The sequence below is a fragment of the Streptomyces sp. NA04227 genome (genome assembly GCF_013364195.1).
GTDB lineage: Bacteria > Actinomycetota > Actinomycetes > Streptomycetales > Streptomycetaceae > Streptomyces.
The window spans coordinates 2,024,245-2,042,185 of the sequence record NZ_CP054918.1 but is presented as its reverse complement, the minus strand read 5'-3'; the positions used below and the strand labels follow the sequence as shown (position 1 = coordinate 2,042,185).

Below are 17,941 nucleotides of genomic sequence, written 5' to 3'. Positions count from 1 at the left end.
TCGCAAAGGTGCGGAAAGGGCTCGACGGGCCTGTGGATAACTCTGACGGCTCCCGAGTCCGCCCCTCGAAACGGGCGGGCGCGTGCCGCGCGCGCTCACGTAGATTGCCGGTGGCAGTGGGAACGACCTGGCGCGCGTGCGCCGGCCGAGCAGACGGAGTGGCGCGTGTCAGGGGCGAGAGAGCTGGTGGCCCGGGCCCACCGGGTGGTCGTCAAGGTCGGTTCGTCGTCGCTGACGACCGCCTCCGGCGGGCTCGACGCCGACCGGGTGGACGCGCTGGTCGACGTCCTGGCCAAGACGCGCAGCGGCGGCGAGCGGGAGATGGTCCTGGTCTCCTCCGGTGCCATCGCCGCGGGCCTCGCCCCGCTCGGGCTGCGCCGCCGCCCCCGCGACCTGGCCCGGCAGCAGGCCGCCGCCAGCGTCGGACAGGGCCTGCTGGTCGCCCGCTACACCGCCTCCTTCGCGCGCTACGGCGTCCGCGTCGGGCAGGTGCTGCTCACCACGGACGACACCAGCCGCCGGGCCCATCACCGCAACGCCTCGCGGACCCTGGACAAGCTGCTCGCGATGGGCGCGCTGCCGGTCGTCAACGAGAACGACACGGTCGCCACCGACGAGATCCGCTTCGGCGACAACGACCGCCTCGCCGCCCTGGTCGCCCATCTGGTCCGTGCCGATCTGCTGGTCCTCCTGTCCGACATCGACGGGGTCTACGACGGCGACCCGGCGCTGCCCGCCTCCGCGCGGATCGCGGAGGTGAAGTCGCCCGCCGACCTGGACGGTGTCGAGATCGGCAGTGCGGGCAAGGCGGGTGTGGGCACCGGCGGCATGGTCACCAAGGTCGAGGCCGCCCGGATCGCCGCCGCCGCGGGCATCCCCGTCGTGCTCACCTCGGCGGTGCACGCCGCCGACGCGCTCGCCGGGCGCGACACCGGTACGTACTTCCACGCCACCGGGCGCCGCAGCGCCGACCGGCTGCTCTGGCTCCAGCACGCCTCCACCCCGCGGGGCGCGCTGCTGCTCGACGAGGGCGCCGTACGCGCCGTGGTGGAGGGCCGCAAGTCCCTGCTCCCGGCGGGCATCGCCGCGGTGGAGGGCGACTTCGCCGCGGGCGACCCTGTCGAACTGCGCGATCCCGCGGGCCGGGCCGTCGCCCGCGGTCTGGTCAGCTTCGACGCCCGGGAGATCCCGCAGCTCATCGGCCGCTCGACCCGCGATCTCGCCCGCGAGCTCGGCCCCGCCTACGAACGCGAGGTCGTACACCGCGACGACCTGGTGCTGCTGCACGACTGACCGCCTGCCCCGCCCCTGCCCTCCGGCGGGGCTGGTGCTTTTGCACCGCTCATGATGGAACGTCCTGCCCCTTGCTGAGGGAGCTTGGCGAAAACGCTCCCGCGAAGGCGCCCCGCCTGCTCCACTTTGTTGCAGGAACGCGCGGCACGGTCATTGCGTGAGGGAGGTCGCCGTGAGAGGAGTGCGCCCGCACCCCCCGTCCGGTTCCGGCCCCGCACGCGGCCGCGGACCGGTCAGAGAGCGCAAGCTCGCCAGCGTCGCCACGGGTGACCGGCGCACCGGCGAGGAGGATCCCGGCCCCCGGCTGTGGCACGTCACGCTGAGCGTCTCGGGCGCCAGCAGACCCGTCGACGAGATCCGCCGCGCCCTGGAACAGCTCGCCCACGACCACCCCTTCCTGCTCACCAGCCGCTACGCCGGGGACCATGCCGAGATCCGGTACTGGGAAGAGGCCAGGGACCTGCACGACGCCGCCGCGGTCGCCCTGCGCCTGTGGGGCGAGCACCGGCAGACCGCGCAGCTCCCGCCCTGGGAGATCGTGGGCCTCGAAGTCATCGACCGTGACACCTATCACCATCGGGTGGCCGAGGGGCACGGCCCGCTGCCCGCCTCACCGGTGGGCGTCCACCCCTTCTGAACCGGCCCGCAGCGGTCGTTGTGAACCGGTCCGGGCCGATTGGTCCGGCGCGCGTCATGGCGCGGACGCCTCGCCGCGCGCCCCCTGCTCCGGTCCGTCTCAGCCCGTGGAAGCCCGCCGGTCACCGGGCCGCTTCGCCTACCCTCGGTGCATGAGCTCGCTGCCCCCGGTTTCGCCGTACGACAACATGACGCCGGTCGTCGAGGCCGCCTACCGCGCCCGCTCCGCCGCGGCCGACATCGCGCCGCTGCCACGGGCGGCCAAGGACGACGCGCTGCTTGCCGTCGCGGACGCCCTGGAGGTCCGCACCCGTGAGATCGTCGAGGCCAACGCCAAGGACATCGCCGCCGCCCGCGAGGCGGGCACCAGCGAGTCCATCGTCGACCGCCTCACGCTCACCCCCGAGCGCGTACGCGCGATCGCCTCCGACGTACGCGACGTGGTGGCGCTGCCCGACCCGGTCGGCGAGGTGGTGCGCGGCTCGACCCTGCCCAACGGCATCGACCTGCGCCAGGTGCGCGTGCCGCTCGGAGTCGTCGGCATCATCTACGAGGCCCGGCCCAACGTCACCGTCGACGCCGCCGCGCTCTGCCTGAAGTCGGGCAACGCCGTTCTGCTACGCGGCTCTTCCTCCGCCTACCAGTCCAACACCGCCCTCGTCCGCGTCCTGCGCGACGCCGTCGGCGGCGCGGGTCTGCCCGCCGACTCCGTGCAGCTCGTGCCCGGCGAGAGCCGTGAGTCGGTACGCGAACTCATGCGCGCCCGCGGCCTGGTGGACGTCCTGATTCCGCGCGGCGGCGCCTCGCTGATCCGCACCGTGGTCGAGGAGTCGACGGTGCCCGTCATCGAGACCGGCACCGGCAACTGCCATGTGTACGTGGACGCCGAGGCCGACCTCGACATGGCCGTCGAGATCCTCGTCAACTCCAAGGCCCAGCGGCCCAGCGTCTGCAACGCCGCCGAGACCCTCCTGGTCCACCAGGACATCGCCGCCGCCTTCCTGCCGCGTGCCCTGGACGCCCTCGCCGAGGCCGGGGTCACCGTCCACGCCGACCCGCGCGTCCTCGCGCACGCCGCGGACACCAAGGCCACCGTGGTCGAGGCGACCATGGAGGACTGGGAGACCGAGTACCTCTCGTACGACATCGCCGCGGGCGTCGTCGACTCGCTCGAGCAGGCCGTCGAGCACATCCGGCTGTGGTCCTCCGGGCACACCGAGGCCATCGTCACCACTTCGCAGCGCGCGGCCCGCAGGTTCACCCAACTGGTCGACTCCACCACGGTGGCCGTGAACGCCTCCACCCGCTTCACCGACGGCGGCCAGTTCGGCTTCGGCGCCGAGATCGGCATCTCCACCCAGAAGCTGCACGCCCGCGGCCCCATGGGCCTGCCCGAGCTGACGAGCACCAAGTACATCGTCACCGGCGACGGTCACACCCGCGGCTGAGGCGCCCTGCACAAAGCGGCCCCCCGGGTCTACTCTGGACAGCGTGCCGGAGGACGTGGGGGGCACGCCGCCGTACGACGGCCCGGACCCCGACGACAGTCACGACCACGGGGGCGCGGACGAGGAGTTCGCGACCGTGGTCTTCGACGAGGACTTCGTCCGGTCGGCCGCCGTCCATGAACCCAGCGCCGTCGAGCGCCTGCTCGCCGCCGCGGAAGCGCGCGCCCAGGCCTCCGAAGCGGAGGGCCACCTCTTCGGACGCCCGGGCCCCGGTGAGGACTTCGGGCCCCACCACGAAGGCGCGGACGGCGAGTTCGGGTACCACTCCGACCTGGACGAGTTCTACGACGGCGAGCCGGACGAGGACTACGGCCACGGATACGCCCGCTGGCACCGCCCGGTGGCCTGGATGCTGGCCCTGGTGATGGGCGTCGGCATGGTCGCGCTCGCCTTCACCGCCGTGACCCGGGGCGCCTCCTCACCGAGCCGTCAGGAACCCGGGCGCCCCACCACGTCCAGCGAGGTCGACAAGGGCATGCCCGCCGCGCCGGGCGCCGGAATCGGCCGTCCCGAGGCCCAGCTGAGCGGCGTGCCCGGCAGGCCGTGAGAGCGTCCGCGGGGGCCCGGCGGGACCTCGGCCGGTGCGGGCCGGGACGTCCAGACCGAAAGCAGCCGCAAGTTGTCGCGTAACCCCGCGTTTAGGCGAGTGCGCCAGGACCTAACCTGAAGGTATGCGCGGGCCTGGAGACCCTCCGGAGGGAACACCCACGGGTGCCTCCGGCGGGGGTGAGGACGAGTACCGATCCGTCGTCTTCGACGAGTCGTTCGTCCGTGCTGCCCGGCTGCAGGAGTTCTCGGCCGAGGAACGCATCGCCGACCACACCCCGGCCGTGCGGCGGACCCCGAAACTGCAGCGCGGGCTGACACGTCAACTGATGGTGCTCGTACTGCTGTTGGCGGTCGCCTTCGCCACGGCCGTCTATCTGGGGGTGCGTCACCCCTACGAGTCCCCGCCCGAGTCGCGGCCCACCGACCGGATGCGGATGACCGTCGTTCCGCTCGCCCCCCGGGGCAAGGTGGAGGGCGCGGCCACGGTGCGCGAACTGTTCGCCAAGAGCCCCGCCGCGGACTACCGGATCGGCGCCGACGGCATCCCGCTGCCCGTCGCCAAACGCACCCCGCACTTCTCCGCGGCACAGATCATGGCCGCCCTCACCACAGCCAAGGACTACCTCGTCGAGTCCTCGCTGGACCCCGACGTGGTCGGCGGCGGCACCGTGCAGCCGGTGCGCGACCTGGTCGACCCGGGCCAGTACAGCCAGTTCGACGAGAGCTTCTTCCGTCCGCTGCCCAACGGGTGGCAGGCCGCCACCGGCTGGGTGGTACGGCTCAACTCCGGCACCGTCCGCCTGGCCGACCCCGAGATCCGGGTCCGCGGCACCCTGCACGCCGCCGAGATCGACACCGACACCGTCGAGGTCACCTCGGAGCACACCTTCGCCTACGCGGTGCGGCCCGCGGGCAACTCCGGCGGTACCCGGCTCTCGCTGTTCACCGTCCACCGTGAACTGCACTTCCGCTTCGACCGCCAGGACCTGAGCGCCCGCCGTGCCGAGGTCCTGTCCTCCGCGCTGCAGGCGGGCCCGCTGGACTGCGCGCGGGAGTGGGCGGGCGGCTTCAGCCCGGTGCTCGCGGGCGGGCGGGTGAGCGGCTCGGGACCGGCCGTGGGCACCGATCCCTTCGCCACCGCCTCACCGTCCGGCCTGTGCGGCTCGCTGGCCTCGCCGCCCGCCGCGCCGAAGGGCGAGCCCTCCGGCGGCGGATCGAGCGCGGGACCCGCGAACGGGCCTACGAGTCGCAGTTCCCAGGGTTCTTAAGGGTTCTGGCGGTTGTCAGGATTTTCGGGGTTCTCGGGGTTCTCGGGGTTTTCGGGGTCCTCCGAACCGGACCCCGTACGGTCGTCGGTGCCCCCGCGGCCGCCCCCGGTGAACCTGTCGCGCACCTTGCCGCCCAGGTCGCTCGCGCCACCCGCGAGATCGGCGACCAGCTTCATCAGCGGGTCCTTGGAGCCCTTTATGTCCTGGGCGTAGTGCGCGGCGGACTCCCGGAAGGAGTCGGAGACCGAGGTGTCCTTGTCCTCGTGCCGCTTCGGGTAGTGCCCGTCCATGATCCGCTGGTAGTCGCGGGACTCGGCCCACCGCTTCAGCTCGGCGGCCCGCACCGTGGTGAACGGGTGCGAACGCGGCAGCACATTGAGAATCTTCAGTACGGAGTCGCGCAGGTCGCCGCCCTGTTCGTACTCCTCGGCCTGGGCCAGGAAGGCGTCGACGTTCATCTCGTGCAGGTGGTTGCCGCCCGCGAGTTTCATCAGGGCACGCATCGACGCCCTCAGGTCCTGTCCGACCAGCAGCCCCGCCCGGTCGGCCGACAGCTCCGACTTGCGGAACCACTCGCGCAGCGCGGTGACGATGGCGTAGATCGCGACGCTGCCCAGCGGGATCCAGGACACCTTGACGGCGAGGTTGGTCAGGAACAGCAGCACCGTGCGGTACACGGAGTGGCCCGACAGGGCGTGCCCGACCTCGTGGCCGATGACGGTGCGCATCTCCTCCTCGTCGAGGAGTTCCACCAGGCCCGTGTTGAGGACGATGATCGGCTCGTCGAGCCCGATGCACATCGCGTTGGGCACCGGGTTCTGCGTGACGTACATCGGCGGGACCTTTTTGACGTCCAGGATGTAACAGGCGTCCCGCAGCATGTCGTTGAGGTGGGCGAACTGGGCGTCGGACACCCGCACCGAGTCGGAGAGGAACAGCAGCCGCAGGCTTCGCTCGGGCAGCAGTCCGCTCAGTGCCTTGAACGCCGTGTCGAAACCGCTCAGTTTGCGCAGGGCGACCAGCGCGGAGCGGTCGGCCGGGTGCTCGTACGCCCGTGAGGAGATGTCGGGGAAGCGCCTGCGCTGCCTGCTCGGTACCTTCTCGAAGCCGTCGGCCATGAATCCCCCAGGGTGTCCGGAAGTGAAACAACGTGAACAAAGCGGTGTGCGACGCCGCCGGTCGAGCGGTCGTCCCGCCCCGGCCGACCGGTGCGACGGGTGCCGGGACCTCGATGCCGCCCCACCTTAAGACGCACGAGCCGGGTGCCAGGGTTCCTGTGGACAACTTCGGGAAGTCGGCGCCGACCGTGCGGGTGGCCGCCCGCGAGGGGTGCCGAACCGGGGCGTAACCGGCGACGGCCGCCCGCGGGGTGCCGAAGAACCGAGTCGGCGTGTCCCCCGGGCACAGCCCCGCTTACGATGTGGCCAGTTCGTATTCCCGCCCGCCCCCGCATCCGGATAGGTCCTGCCGAAGATGAGCCTCCACAGCACCGCCGCCCAGTTGGCCACCCTCGCCTCCGAGGGCGGCAAGCACGGCGGCAACCACGACAGCCTCAACCCCTACCTCACCGGCTTCGGCGCTCTCGGCGCCCTCCTCCTGCTCCTGTGGATCACCACCCTCTTCAACCGGGACCGCTGATCCGGGCCCGGGCCACCCTTGGCCACAGCTCGCCGCGGCCGGGCCGGTAGTGTCTGAACGCATGGGAGCACAGGACAGGCCGACCGGCCCGGCGAGTACGGCCAAGCGCCGTCTCGGCGTCATGGGCGGCACCTTCGACCCGATCCACCACGGGCACCTGGTGGCGGCCAGCGAGGTCGCCTCCCAGTTCCACCTCGACGAGGTGGTGTTCGTACCGACCGGGGAGCCCTGGCAGAAGACCCACAAAGAGGTCTCCCCGGCCGAGGACCGCTATCTGATGACGGTCATCGCCACCGCCGAGAACCCGCAGTTCTCGGTGAGCCGTATCGACATCGACCGCGGCGGCACCACCTACACCACCGACACCCTGCGGGAACTGAGGCAACTCAACCCCGACACCGACCTGTTCTTCATCACCGGGGCGGACGCGCTCGCGCAGATCCTGACCTGGAAGAACGCCGAGGAACTCTTCTCCCTGGCCCACTTCATCGGGGTCACCCGACCCGGCCACGCCCTCGCCGACCCCGGTTTCCCCGACGGCGGCGTCTCCCTGGTGGAGGTTCCCGCGCTGGCCATCTCCTCGACGGACTGCCGTGCGAGGGTCGCGGCCGGGGACCCGGTCTGGTATCTGGTGCCGGACGGCGTGGTGCGTTACATCGACAAGCGGGCGCTGTACCGCGGCGACCGGCCGAGGTAGCCGAGGCGACCGGAGGGGCACCGTGAACGACGGATACGACGGATACGACGGCCAGGCGGACGACCGCTACGAACTCGTCGGCTACGACGAGTCGGGCGGCCCGGTCTACCGCCGCCTGCCCCCGTCCCCGCCCGCCCAGGGCCACTCCCCACAGCCCCCGTACCAGCAGCAGCCCCCGCAGCACTACGGACAACAACAGCAGTACGGGCAACAGCAGTACGGACAGCAGCAGCCCTACGGCGCCCAGCCGCCGCACCAGGAGCCCCAGTCCTACGCGGGCGACCAGCCGTACGGCCGGCAGCCCTACGGCAGCGGTCAGCAGTCCTACGACCAGCGGTCCTACGACCAGCAGTCCTACGACCAGTCCGCCCAGGGCTACGGCTACGACCCGTACGCCCAGAGCACCGGCACCCAGCCGACGGTGCCCGCGCACGACCCGTACGGCCACGACACGGGAACCCAGGCGGCGGTGCCCGCCCACGACCCGTACGCCGAACTCGCGGACACCGGGCGGCAGGAGCCCGTGGACCCGGCGGGGCCCGGCGTCAGGGCGGACGAGCGGGAGCCGAAGGTGCCGGGGCAGTCGCGGCGCGGCCCCGAGGAGGGTGCGGGGGAGTACCGCACGGAACAGTTCGCCTTCGTCGAGGACCCTGACGAGGAGTCCGAAGACGTCATCGACTGGCTGAAGTTCACCGAGAGCCGCACCGAGCGGCGCGAGGAGGCCAAGCGCCGGGGCCGCAACCGCAGGGTCGCCCTGATATGCGTCCTCGTCCTCGCCCTCCTCGGCGGCAGCGGCTACCTCTGGTACGCGGGGAAGATCCCGGGGCTGTCCGCCGACAAGGACAGTGAGGAGACCGCCGCGGCGGGCCCGCAGAACCGCGACATGATCGTGGTCCACCTGCACAACACCAAGAAGCGCGGCACCTCGACGGCGCTCCTGGTCAACAACACCACCACCGGCCGCGGCAGCACCGTACTGCTGCCCAACTCGCTGTCCGTCTCCGGTGAGGACGGCAGCGCCACCACGCTGGCCAAGTCGGTGGACGAGGACGGTTCGAGCGGAACCAGCGAGGCCGTGGACAGCCTGCTCGGCACCCGCATCGAGGGCACCTGGCGGCTGGACACCCCGTACCTGAACAACCTCGTGGAACTGGTCGGCGACATCGAGGTCGACACCGACGTCGACGTGCCCGCCGAGAAGGCCAAGAAGGGCGACGACCCGCTGGTGCACAAGGGCGAGGCCCAGACCCTGAGCGGCCCGATGGCCGTCGCCTACGCCACCTACAGCGCGCCCGGCGAGAAGGAGACCGCCCAGCTCACCCGCTTCGGCCAGGTCATGCAGGCCGTACTGCGCAAGCTGTCCTCGGACACCCAGGGCGCCACCGTCACCGTGCAGTCCCTGGCGCAGATCCTCGACCCCTCGCTGCCCGAACGCGAACTCGGCGCCTTCCTCGCCAAGCTCGCCGAGCGCGCCAAGAGCGGCGACTACCGCACCCAGCTGCTGCCCGTCGAACGCGACGGCACCCTCTCCCGGCAGACCACCGACTCGGTGGTCAAACAGGTCCTCGGCGGCAAGGTCAGCGCCCCCGAGAAGGGCGAGGCGCTGCGGGTCGGCGTCCGCGGCGGGGACGAGGACAGCGACGGCGACGGCCGCGGCGACATCGACAGCGCCCGGGTCAGCCTGGTCAACGGCGGCTACACCTTCGTCGGCGGCGGACGCGGTCCCGACGCGGGCAGCACCTCGCAGGTCCTGTACGCCAACGAGGCCCACAAGCAGGAGGCGGCCGAGGTCGCCAAGACGCTCGGCCTGCCCGGCAGGTCCGTACGCAAGGGCGAGGTCCCGGCGAACGCGGACGTCCTGGTGGTCCTCGGCGGCGACTACACACCGCCGAAGAGCGACTGACCACCCCCGTGCCCGCCGCCCGGCGGGCACGGGACCATCACGGGCGGGTACCGGCAGCGGCGCGGCCCGGGCGTTGTCGGCGGTACATGAGATCCTTGGGACGTCGCCGAGAATCGGGCCCTCCCGGACCCGGCGTCGCGCCCAGCAACGCCGAACGAAAGCCAGGAATGACCGCCACGGACCGCGCCATCCAGCTCATCAACACCGCCGCCCAGGCCGCGGCCGACAAGCTCGCGCACGACGTCATCGCCTACGACGTGAGCGATGTGCTGTCGATCACGGACGCCTTCCTGCTCGCCTCCGCCCCGAACGACCGGCAGGTCAAGTCGATCGTGGACGAGATCGAGGAGCGCCTGAACAAGGACCTCGGCGCCAAGCCGGTCCGCCGCGAGGGCGACCGCGACGCCCGCTGGATCCTGCTCGACTACGTCGACATCGTGGTGCACGTCCAGCACAGCGAGGAGCGGGTCTTCTACGCCCTGGAGCGGCTGTGGAAGGACTGCCCCGAACTGGACCTGCCCGAGGACGCCGCGGCGACCCGGGGCAAGGGCGCCGAGTACGCGGAGCGCCAGCAGGCCGCCGACGCCGCCGAGGGCCTGCGCGAGCTCGGCGGTGAGATCAGGTGACCGGCCCACGCGAGCCGGCGGAGCACACCGTCTCCGCCGGCCACGAGGCCACCATCGCGGCGCAGTACGCGGGCGCCCGCGAGCGCGCCCGCAAGAGCGGCCGCCGCATCATCCTGTGGCGGCACGGCCAGACGGCGTGGAACCTGGAGCGGCGCTTCCAGGGCTCCACCGACATCGCGCTCACCGAGACCGGGATCGCCCAGGCCCGCCGCGCCGCCCGTCTGCTCGCCTCCTTGAAGCCGGACGCGATCATCGCCTCCGACCTCAGCCGCGCGGCGACCACCGCCGCCGAGCTCGCCTCGCTCACCGGTCTGCACATCACGCACGACGAGGCGCTGCGCGAGACCTACGCCGGTGTCTGGCAGGGCCTGACGCACGACGAGATCATCGAGCGGTACGGCGAGCAGTACGCCGCCTGGAAGCGCGGTGAGCCGGTGCGCCGCGGCGGCGGCGAGCTGGAGACCGAGGTCGCCGACCGCGCCGCGCCGGTCGTCCTCGGCCATGCGCAGAAGCTGCCCGAGGACGGCACTCTCGTGGTCGTCAGCCACGGCGGCACCATCCGCACCACCATCGGCCGTCTCCTCGGCCTGGACTCCGGTTCCTGGGAGAGCCTCGGCGGCCTGTCCAACTGCTGCTGGTCGGTGCTCGGCGAGGGCGCCCGGGGCTGGCGGCTGCTGGAACACAACGCGGGCACCCTGCCCGAACCGGTGCTCGGCGACGACGACTGACCCCGCCCGGCGGGAGCCGCACCGACGGCTCCGCCACCGGGCGGCCGAGGGCGCATGCGCCGCCCGCGCGGGCCGGACGGGTGCCCGAAGAGCGGATTTCACTTTCCGGCCGGTCGCAGGCTAAAGTTCTTCTTGTTCGCCCGCAGAGCGGGAAGAACACGGGGCTATAGCTCAGTTGGTAGAGCGCCTGCATGGCATGCAGGAGGTCAGGAGTTCAATTCTCCTTAGCTCCACGAAAGCGATAAGCGATCTGTGCTCACGGAATGCGTGGGCCGGGTCGCTTTCGTTGTTTTTGCTCGGGCTTCGCCCTCGCGTTGTGGGGGCTGCGCCACCCACGCCCCCCATCAGGTCGGACGGCTGGCTGTGGGATTCCTGTTGCTGGTTGCCCGGAGCGTTGAGGCGGTCGGGGCGGGGGTGGTCGCGGTCCCGAGTGCCCGGGGCTGCCCGTCACCTCACCTCGGCCGGGCTGACGTCCCTGTGGCTGTGGCTCTCCTCGCCCTGCAGCGCGCGGAGTTGGGCGGCCCGTGCGGCGCTTTCGGCGTCGGCGGGCGTGTACGTCACGATCCGGCACTCCGGCATCCCGTCGATCGACAGCGACACCGACGTCATCCGCAGCTCGCCCACCGCACGATGCCGGAAGGTCTTCACCCGGCGGCCCGAGGGGACGACGTCGGCCTTCTCCCACAGCTGCGAGAAGTACGGGCTCACCGCCGCCATCCTCGCCAGGAAGCACTCCCAGTCCGGCTCGCCGACATGTCTGCCGTACGCCGAGCGCAGGGTCGCCACCATCACCGGCAGCTCGGACTCCCGGAACACCACCGGGCAGTCGGCCTCGCGCGCCGTGAACAGTTCCCACAGGGCGTTCGGTGTCATCTCGCCGCGTAGTGCGGGGTGTTGCTCGTCCACGACGAACAGGTCGCGGTATCCGGTGTTGGTGGCGAGGATGTCGTAGCGCGAGTTGTAGATCACCGCAGGGTGCGGGTCCAGGGCGTCGAGGATGCCCTGGAGTTCCCTGTCCACCTGCCGGACCGGTGCCTGCGGCGCGGCCTCGAAGGGCACCTCGGCCAGGTGGTAGAGGTGCTCCCGCTCGGGATGGCCCAGGCGCAGGGTGCGCGCGATCGCGTTGAGGACCTGCGGGGAGGCGTTGATCGGACGGCCCTGCTCCAGCCACGTGTACCAGGTGACCCCCACCCCGGAGAGCTGCGCGACCTCCTCGCGGCGCAGCCCCGGCGTCCGGCGCCGCAGCCCCGGCGGCATGCCGACGTCGGCCGGGCTCACCCGGGCCCGTCTGCTGCGCAGGAATGCCGCCAGCTCCGGACGGCGCCGCTGTGCGGTGGTCATCGTCGTCACGCCCCCATCGTCCCCGCCGTGTGCGGCCCGTGCCAGGTACTGCCAGTACCAGCATCGCCGGGCTCTCGGTACCCGTACCCGTACTGGCGAAGGCTCGGTGGCATGACCACCACATCCGCGGGACCGGCCCCGGCCGCCTCCGCCCGGGGCGAGGGCGCGGGCCGCCCCGGGCGGCTGCTTCTCGTCGTACTCGCCGCCCAGTTCATGGCACTGCTCGACACGTTCATCGTCAACGTCGCCGCACCCACCATCGGCACCGAACTGCACGCCTCCGGCTCCCAGCTGCAACTGGTGATCGCCGGATACACGATCACGTACGCGGTCCTGCTGATCACCGGCGCACGCCTCGGCGACCGCTACGGGCACCGCAGGGTGCACCTGGCCGGTCTCGCCGTCTTCACACTCGCCTCGCTGGCCTGCGGACTCGGCCAGGGCGCCGAGCAGTTGATCGCCTTCCGGCTCGCCCAGGGCGCGGGCTCCGCCGTGATGATCCCGCAGGTCCTCAGCCTCATCCAGCGCACTTTCACCGGTGAGGCACGGGTACGGGCGCTCGGCGCCTACGCCGCGGTGCTCGCCGTCGGAGCCGCCGCGGGCCAGGTGCTCGGCGGAGTCCTGGTCAGCGCCGACCTCTTCGGCACGAGCTGGCGGCCGGTGTTCCTGGTCAATGTGCCCGTCGGCCTCGCCCTGCTCCTCGTAGGCCGCCGGGTGCTGCCCCGCGACGACGTGACGGGGCGGGCCCGCAGGCCCCTCGATCTGCCGGGCCTGGTCCTGCTCGCCGCCGGTGTCTGTGCCCTGACCCTGCCGCTGGTCCTGGGCCAGGAACAGGGCTGGCCACTGTGGTCCTGGCTCTCCCTGGCCGCCTCGGCCGTCCTCTTCCTCGCCTTCGGCGGCCACGAGGCCCGTCTCGCCCGGCGCGGCGGGCAGCCCCTGATCACCCCTCGCGTCCTGCGCGGCCCGGGGATGGGGCTCGCGGTGTTCAGGATCGCTGCGGTCATGGCCGTCAACGCCGGACTGCTGTTCGCGCTGACCCTGCACGTCCAGGGCGGCCTCGGCCACAGCCCGCTGCGGGCCGGGCTCACCTTCGCGCCGACCGCGGTCGTCTTCGGCCTGGTCGGACTGACCTGGCGCAACTGGCCACGGCGATGCCAACCCGCCCTGATCCCGGCCGGGTTCGCCCTCACCGCGGCCGCGATTTTGGCGACCGCGCTCATCCTGCGCGAAGGAGGCGATGGCGGCTTGGCGCTGTACCCGGCCTTCGCCTTGGTCGGCGCGGGCCTCGCCCTGGGTTTCGGCCCCGCCATGACCGGGGCACTGTCAACTGTGCGGCCCGAGGACGCGGCCGACGCCAGCGGACTGCTCGCCACGGTCACCCAGCTCGGCCAGCTCATAGGTGTCGCCGCCTTCGGGGCCCTGTACCTGAACCGTCTGGACACCCCGGGCGGCCCGGGAGCGCACCACAGTGCGGACGCGCTCCTGTGGTGCGCCTTCGCGCTGGCCGCACTGGCGGTCATGGGGGCTGTGAGCGGTCTGGTACGGATCCGCCGCTGACCGTGACGGGCCCCTCGTGGCAGAATCGGGACGGCCGGTGGGGAAGTGGTCCGACGGGAGGGAGAGCGATGCCTGCGCGCAACCCCGGGGAGACCTCACTCCTCGGCGCAGCGGTATCACCCGAGTCAGCCTCCGCGAGGACCCTGCTGAACTGCCCCACCTGCGGCTCCGCCCATGTCGCCCAGGTTCTCGGCGACAACGGCGGCGTCTCCTACGTGTGTACGGCCTGCGGCCACAGCTGGAGCTGAGCGATGGGTGCACACAGGAGGAAGTGCGACTGGTGCGGCAGCGGTACGCCCATCGTCCGCGACATGGAGCCGCTGAACCCCGAGTACCAGTACTGGTGCGAGGAATGCGCCCGCGCCCTGATCATCAAGGGCGACCCCATAGAGACCTACCGCGAACTCGAGGGCGAACCGATCTACGGACGCCTCCTCGACGAGCACTGCACGCTCAAGCGGTTCTACTCCTTCGCCACCGCCTGAACCGGCCCGGCCCAACCACCGTTCACCAAACGGGACTTGGAGCCGGGCCCCGGTCATTTCCGGGCGCCCCTGCCCCGCGCGCGCCGATGACGTGCGCCTTCGTGCTCCGTGCGAGCCCGGGACGCGGAAACCGATTTGGTGGTCACCCGCCAGGACCGTGTAATGTTGGCGTCGCCGCCGGGGAAACCGGGCGGAGACCTCCCGGGGCTATAGCTCAGTTGGTAGAGCGCCTGCATGGCATGCAGGAGGTCAGGAGTTCAATTCTCCTTAGCTCCACGAAAGCGATAGGCGATCTGTGCTCGCGGTAAGCGCGAGCCGGGTCGCTTTCGTTGTTTTTGCTCGGGCTTCGCCCTCGCGTTGTGGGGGCTGCGCCACCCACACCCCCCATGAGGTCGGACGGCGGGCTGTGGGAGTCGGGTTGCCGGGCCTGTGTGTCCGATTGGTCGCCGGGCTCGTCTGCGGGAGTGGTTGCCGGGCTCCGCTGTGCGATCGGTGGGTGGGGTGACAGGTCGCTTGTGTGCGCTGTGGGCCGAGGGGTGAACTCCGTCGCCCACGGCTGAGGCGCTGCGGTACCCTGACGCCATGCGTGCCGTACGCCTTCTGCTTAGCGGGCCGCGCTGATCAGTCCCGACCGGCTGGGAACAGCGGTCGGAATCGGCGCGGCGTCCCCTCCTGTGCGAGGGGATTTTTCGTTTCCGGACCGCAGGCAGAGACGACCCCTGGAGCTTTGAGGATCATGAGCGAGACGAATCCCTCCGCCGCCGAGGCAACGGCGGAGGCCGCTGAGAACACGGCAACCGCCGACGACGCGGCGAACACGGCACCGTACCGCTACACGGCCGCCATGGCAGCCGGTATCGAAGCGCGCTGGCAGGACTTCTGGGACGAGCACGGCACGTACGAGGCGCCGAATCCGTCGGGCGACCTGTCCGGGGACGCCGCGGTGGCCGCGCGTCCCAAGAGGTTCATCATGGACATGTTCCCGTACCCCTCGGGCGCGGGTCTGCACGTCGGCCACCCGCTGGGCTACATCGCCACCGACGTCTTCGCCCGCTTCCAGCGGATGACCGGCCACAACGTCCTGCACACGCTGGGCTTCGACGCGTTCGGCCTGCCCGCCGAGCAGTACGCGGTGCAGACCGGCACGCACCCGCGGGTCTCCACCGAGGCCAACATGGAGAACATGAAGGCCCAGCTGCGCGGGCTGGGCCTGGGCCACGACAAGCGGCGGTCGTTCGCGACGATCGACCCCGAGTACTACAAGTGGACCCAGTGGATCTTCCTGCGGATCTTCAACTCCTGGTACGACGACGAGGCGAAGCGGGCCCGGCCCATCGACGAACTGGTCGCCCAGTTCGCGAGCGGGGAGCGCGCGGTGCCTTCCGGGCGCTCCTGGAGTGAGCTGAGCGCCGCCGAGCGCGCGGGCGTCCTGGGCGAGTACCGCCTGGCCTACGCCTCCGACGCCCCCGTCAACTGGTGTCCGGGCCTGGGCACCGTCCTGGCCAACGAGGAAGTCACCTCCGAGGGCCGGTCCGAGCGCGGCAACTACCCCGTGTTCAAGGCCAAGCTGCGCCAGTGGAACATGCGCATCACCGCCTACGCGGACCGGCTGCTGAACGATCTGGACGGCCTGGACTGGCCCGAGGCGATCAAGCTGCAGCAGCGCAACTGGATCGGCCGTTCCGAGGGCGCCCGGGTCGACTTCCCGGTCGGCGACGACGTCGTCACCGTGTTCACGACCCGTCAGGACACCCTGTTCGGCGCCACGTACATGGTGCTGGCGCCCGAGCACGAGCTGGTGGACACGATCGTCCCGGGCGCCTGGCCCGAGGGCACCCACGAAGTGTGGACCGGCGGCCACGCCACCCCCGGCGAGGCGGTCACCGCCTACCGCAAGCAGGCGGCCGCCAAGTCGGACGTGGAGCGGCAGGCCGACGCCAAGGAAAAGACCGGTGTGTTCACCGGCGCCTTCGCCGTCAACCCGGTCAGCGGCGACAAGGTGCCCGTCTTCATCGCCGACTACGTCCTGATGGGCTACGGCACCGGCGCGATCATGGCGGTCCCGGCGCACGACACCCGTGACTTCGCCTTCGCGCGCGCCTTCGAACTGCCCATGCGCTGCGTGGTCGAGCCCACCGACAGCCGCGGCACCGACCCGGCCGCCTGGGACGACGCCTTCTCCTCCTACGAGGCGAAGCTGGTCAACTCCGTCAACGACGACATCGACCTGAACGGCCTGGGCGTCACCGAGGGCAAGGCCCGCACCACCGAATGGCTGGAGCGCCGCGGCATCGGCAGCGGCACCGTCAACTTCCGGCTGCGCGACTGGCTGTTCAGCCGCCAGCGGTACTGGGGCGAGCCCTTCCCGATCGTCTACGACGAGGACGGCGTCGCACACGCGCTGCCCGAGTCGATGCTGCCGCTGGAACTGCCCGAGGTCGAGGACTACTCCCCGCGCACCTTCGACCCCGACGACGCCGACACCCAGCCCGAGACCCCGCTGTCCCGCAACGAGGACTGGGTCAACGTCACCCTGGACCTGGGCGACGGCCAAGGCCCGCGCCGCTTCCGCCGCGAGACCAACACCATGCCCAACTGGGCCGGTTCCTGCTGGTACGAGCTGCGCTACCTGGACCCGCACAACGCCGACAAGCTGGTCGACCCGGCCATCGAGCAGTACTGGATGGGCCCGCGCGAGGGCATGCCGACCGGCGGCGTCGACCTGTACGTGGGCGGCGCCGAGCACGCCGTACTGCACCTGCTGTACGCGAGGTTCTGGTCCAAGGTCCTGTTCGACCTGGGCCACATCTCCTCGGCCGAGCCGTTCCACAAGCTGTTCAACCAGGGCATGATCCAGGCCTACGTCTACCGCGACAGCCGTGGCATCGCGGTGCCCGCGGCCGAGGTCGAGGAGCGGGACGGCGCCTACTACTACCAGGGCGAAAAGGTCTCCCGGCTGCTGGGCAAGATGGGCAAGTCCCTGAAGAACGCGGTCACTCCCGACGAGATCTGCGCCGAGTACGGCGCCGACACCCTGCGCCTGTACGAGATGGCGATGGGCCCGCTGGACGTGTCCCGGCCCTGGGACACCCGCGCGGTGATCGGGCAGTACCGGCTGCTGCAGCGGCTGTGGCGCAACATCGTCGACGAGGTCACCGGTGAGGTCACGGTCGTCGAGAGCGAGCTGGACCCGCAGGCCGACGGCGACACGCTGCGGGCGCTGCACAAGGCCGTCGACGGGGTCCGCCAGGACCTGGAGGGCATGCGCTTCAACACCGCCATCGCCAAGATCACCGAGCTGAACAACCATGTGACCAAGAACTCCGGCGCCGTGCCCCGCACCGTCGCCGAGCACCTGGTGCTGCTGATCGCGCCGCTGGCCCCGCACATCGCCGAGGAACTGTGGCGCAAGCTGGGCCACACCGACTCGGTGGTGCACCGGGACTTCCCCGTCGCCGACCCCGCGTACGTCGTCGACGAGACGGTCACCTGTGTCGTCCAGATCAAGGGCAAGGTCAAGGCCCGCCTGGAGGTCTCCCCGGCGATCTCCGACGAGGAACTGGAGCGGACGGCGCTGAACGACGAGAAGGTCGTCGCGGCACTGGACGGCGCCGGTATCCGCAAGGTCATCGTCAGGGCGCCGAAGCTGGTCAACATCGTGCCCGCCTGACCGGCCGCCGGGCCGCCCGGTGCGTGACGGCGCCGGCCCGGC

General features: G+C 71.4%; 16 protein-coding genes and 2 tRNA genes. 16 read left to right on the top strand and 2 right to left on the bottom strand.

Going from position 1 to position 17,941, the window contains the following annotated elements:
* The first annotated feature begins 165 nt into the window (after positions 1–165).
* The 5 genes from proB to HUT18_RS08510 all read left to right on the top strand — a co-directional run bounded on the left by proB (position 166) and on the right by HUT18_RS08510 (position 5,254).
* Positions 166–1,293, top strand: a complete 1,128-nt coding sequence (gene proB, locus HUT18_RS08530) for a glutamate 5-kinase (protein ID WP_176099228.1) — start codon at positions 166–168, stop codon at positions 1,291–1,293.
* Between the two features lie 181 nt (positions 1,294–1,474).
* Entirely contained in the window at positions 1,475–1,930 is a 456-nt protein-coding gene (locus HUT18_RS08525) for a hypothetical protein (protein WP_176104371.1), read from the top strand.
* A gap of 160 nt (positions 1,931–2,090) precedes the next feature.
* Positions 2,091–3,377: a glutamate-5-semialdehyde dehydrogenase gene (locus HUT18_RS08520; protein WP_176104370.1), complete on the top strand. Its 1,287-nt coding sequence runs from the start codon at positions 2,091–2,093 to the stop codon at positions 3,375–3,377.
* A 43-nt stretch (positions 3,378–3,420) separates the two neighbouring features.
* A complete protein-coding gene (locus tag HUT18_RS08515) occupies positions 3,421–3,984 on the top strand; it encodes a hypothetical protein (RefSeq protein WP_176099227.1) in 564 nt (187 codons plus the stop codon).
* Positions 3,985–4,108: 124 nt separating this feature from the next.
* Positions 4,109–5,254: a hypothetical protein gene (locus HUT18_RS08510; protein ID WP_254878484.1), complete on the top strand. Its 1,146-nt coding sequence runs from the start codon at positions 4,109–4,111 to the stop codon at positions 5,252–5,254.
* Here the strand turns inward: HUT18_RS08510 and HUT18_RS08505 are convergent.
* Entirely contained in the window at positions 5,251–6,372 is a 1,122-nt protein-coding gene (locus HUT18_RS08505; protein WP_176099225.1) for a M48 family metallopeptidase, read from the bottom strand. The two genes, HUT18_RS08510 and HUT18_RS08505, sit on opposite strands and share 4 nt — an antisense overlap.
* A 355-nt stretch (positions 6,373–6,727) precedes the next feature.
* On the opposite strand from HUT18_RS08505, the gene HUT18_RS08500 reads away from it, so the two are divergent.
* From HUT18_RS08500 to HUT18_RS08475, 6 genes are all read left to right on the top strand, one after another.
* A complete protein-coding gene (locus HUT18_RS08500; RefSeq protein ID WP_176099223.1) occupies positions 6,728–6,892 on the top strand; it encodes a hypothetical protein in 165 nt (54 codons plus the stop codon).
* Between the two features lie 61 nt (positions 6,893–6,953).
* Positions 6,954–7,589 (top strand): nicotinate-nucleotide adenylyltransferase, encoded by a 636-nt coding sequence (nadD, locus tag HUT18_RS08495; RefSeq protein WP_176099222.1) that lies wholly within the window; start codon positions 6,954–6,956, stop codon positions 7,587–7,589.
* A 22-nt stretch (positions 7,590–7,611) separates the two neighbouring features.
* The gene (locus tag HUT18_RS08490; RefSeq protein ID WP_176099220.1) at positions 7,612–9,492 is read left to right on the top strand and encodes a LytR C-terminal domain-containing protein; all 1,881 of its coding nucleotides are present in this window, start codon (positions 7,612–7,614) and stop codon (positions 9,490–9,492) included.
* A gap of 167 nt (positions 9,493–9,659) precedes the next feature.
* Complete coding sequence (gene rsfS / locus HUT18_RS08485; protein WP_176099218.1) at positions 9,660–10,118, top strand: ribosome silencing factor; 459 nt, start codon at positions 9,660–9,662, stop codon at positions 10,116–10,118.
* A gap of 53 nt (positions 10,119–10,171) precedes the next feature.
* Positions 10,172–10,846: a histidine phosphatase family protein gene (locus HUT18_RS08480; RefSeq protein ID WP_176104369.1), complete on the top strand. Its 675-nt coding sequence runs from the start codon at positions 10,172–10,174 to the stop codon at positions 10,844–10,846.
* Positions 10,847–11,006: 160 nt separating this feature from the next.
* Positions 11,007–11,079, top strand: a tRNA-Ala gene (locus tag HUT18_RS08475).
* Between the two features lie 214 nt (positions 11,080–11,293).
* Here HUT18_RS08475 and HUT18_RS08470 read toward each other — a convergent pair.
* Positions 11,294–12,187 (bottom strand): helix-turn-helix transcriptional regulator, encoded by an 894-nt coding sequence (locus HUT18_RS08470; RefSeq protein WP_176104368.1) that lies wholly within the window; start codon positions 12,185–12,187, stop codon positions 11,294–11,296.
* 111 nt (positions 12,188–12,298) lie between these two features.
* Between HUT18_RS08470 and HUT18_RS08465 the strand changes: the two genes are divergently transcribed.
* The 5 genes from HUT18_RS08465 (at position 12,299) to leuS (ending at position 17,899) form a co-directional block, all read left to right on the top strand.
* On the top strand, positions 12,299–13,744 hold the full coding sequence (locus HUT18_RS08465) for an MFS transporter (RefSeq protein WP_176099212.1): 1,446 nt from the start codon (positions 12,299–12,301) through the stop codon (positions 13,742–13,744).
* Between the two features lie 68 nt (positions 13,745–13,812).
* Complete coding sequence (locus tag HUT18_RS08460; protein WP_176099211.1) at positions 13,813–13,992, top strand: hypothetical protein; 180 nt, start codon at positions 13,813–13,815, stop codon at positions 13,990–13,992.
* Between the two features lie 3 nt (positions 13,993–13,995).
* The gene (locus tag HUT18_RS08455; protein WP_003958744.1) at positions 13,996–14,229 is read left to right on the top strand and encodes a hypothetical protein; all 234 of its coding nucleotides are present in this window, start codon (positions 13,996–13,998) and stop codon (positions 14,227–14,229) included.
* 203 nt (positions 14,230–14,432) lie between these two features.
* Positions 14,433–14,505, top strand: a tRNA-Ala gene (locus HUT18_RS08450).
* A gap of 460 nt (positions 14,506–14,965) precedes the next feature.
* Complete coding sequence (gene leuS / locus HUT18_RS08445; protein WP_176099210.1) at positions 14,966–17,899, top strand: leucine--tRNA ligase; 2,934 nt, start codon at positions 14,966–14,968, stop codon at positions 17,897–17,899.
* Positions 17,900–17,941: the final 42 nt, after the last annotated feature.

Bases quoted from the DNA above. Each gene is read 5' to 3' on its own strand.
- HUT18_RS08510 (WP_254878484.1), top strand. From the start codon at position 4,109: ATGCGCGGGCCTGGAGACCCTCCGGAGGGAACACCCACGGGTGCCTCC.
- HUT18_RS08505 (WP_176099225.1), bottom strand. From the start codon at position 6,372: ATGGCCGACGGCTTCGAGAAGGTACCGAGCAGGCAGCGCAGGCGCTTC.
- HUT18_RS08500 (WP_176099223.1), top strand. From the start codon at position 6,728: ATGAGCCTCCACAGCACCGCCGCCCAGTTGGCCACCCTCGCCTCCGAG.
- nadD (WP_176099222.1), top strand. From the start codon at position 6,954: ATGGGAGCACAGGACAGGCCGACCGGCCCGGCGAGTACGGCCAAGCGC.
- rsfS (WP_176099218.1), top strand. From the start codon at position 9,660: ATGACCGCCACGGACCGCGCCATCCAGCTCATCAACACCGCCGCCCAG.
- HUT18_RS08470 (WP_176104368.1), bottom strand. From the start codon at position 12,187: ATGACCACCGCACAGCGGCGCCGTCCGGAGCTGGCGGCATTCCTGCGC.
- HUT18_RS08465 (WP_176099212.1), top strand. From the start codon at position 12,299: ATGACCACCACATCCGCGGGACCGGCCCCGGCCGCCTCCGCCCGGGGC.
- HUT18_RS08460 (WP_176099211.1), top strand. From the start codon at position 13,813: ATGCCTGCGCGCAACCCCGGGGAGACCTCACTCCTCGGCGCAGCGGTA.
- HUT18_RS08455 (WP_003958744.1), top strand. From the start codon at position 13,996: ATGGGTGCACACAGGAGGAAGTGCGACTGGTGCGGCAGCGGTACGCCC.
- leuS (WP_176099210.1), top strand. From the start codon at position 14,966: ATGAGCGAGACGAATCCCTCCGCCGCCGAGGCAACGGCGGAGGCCGCT.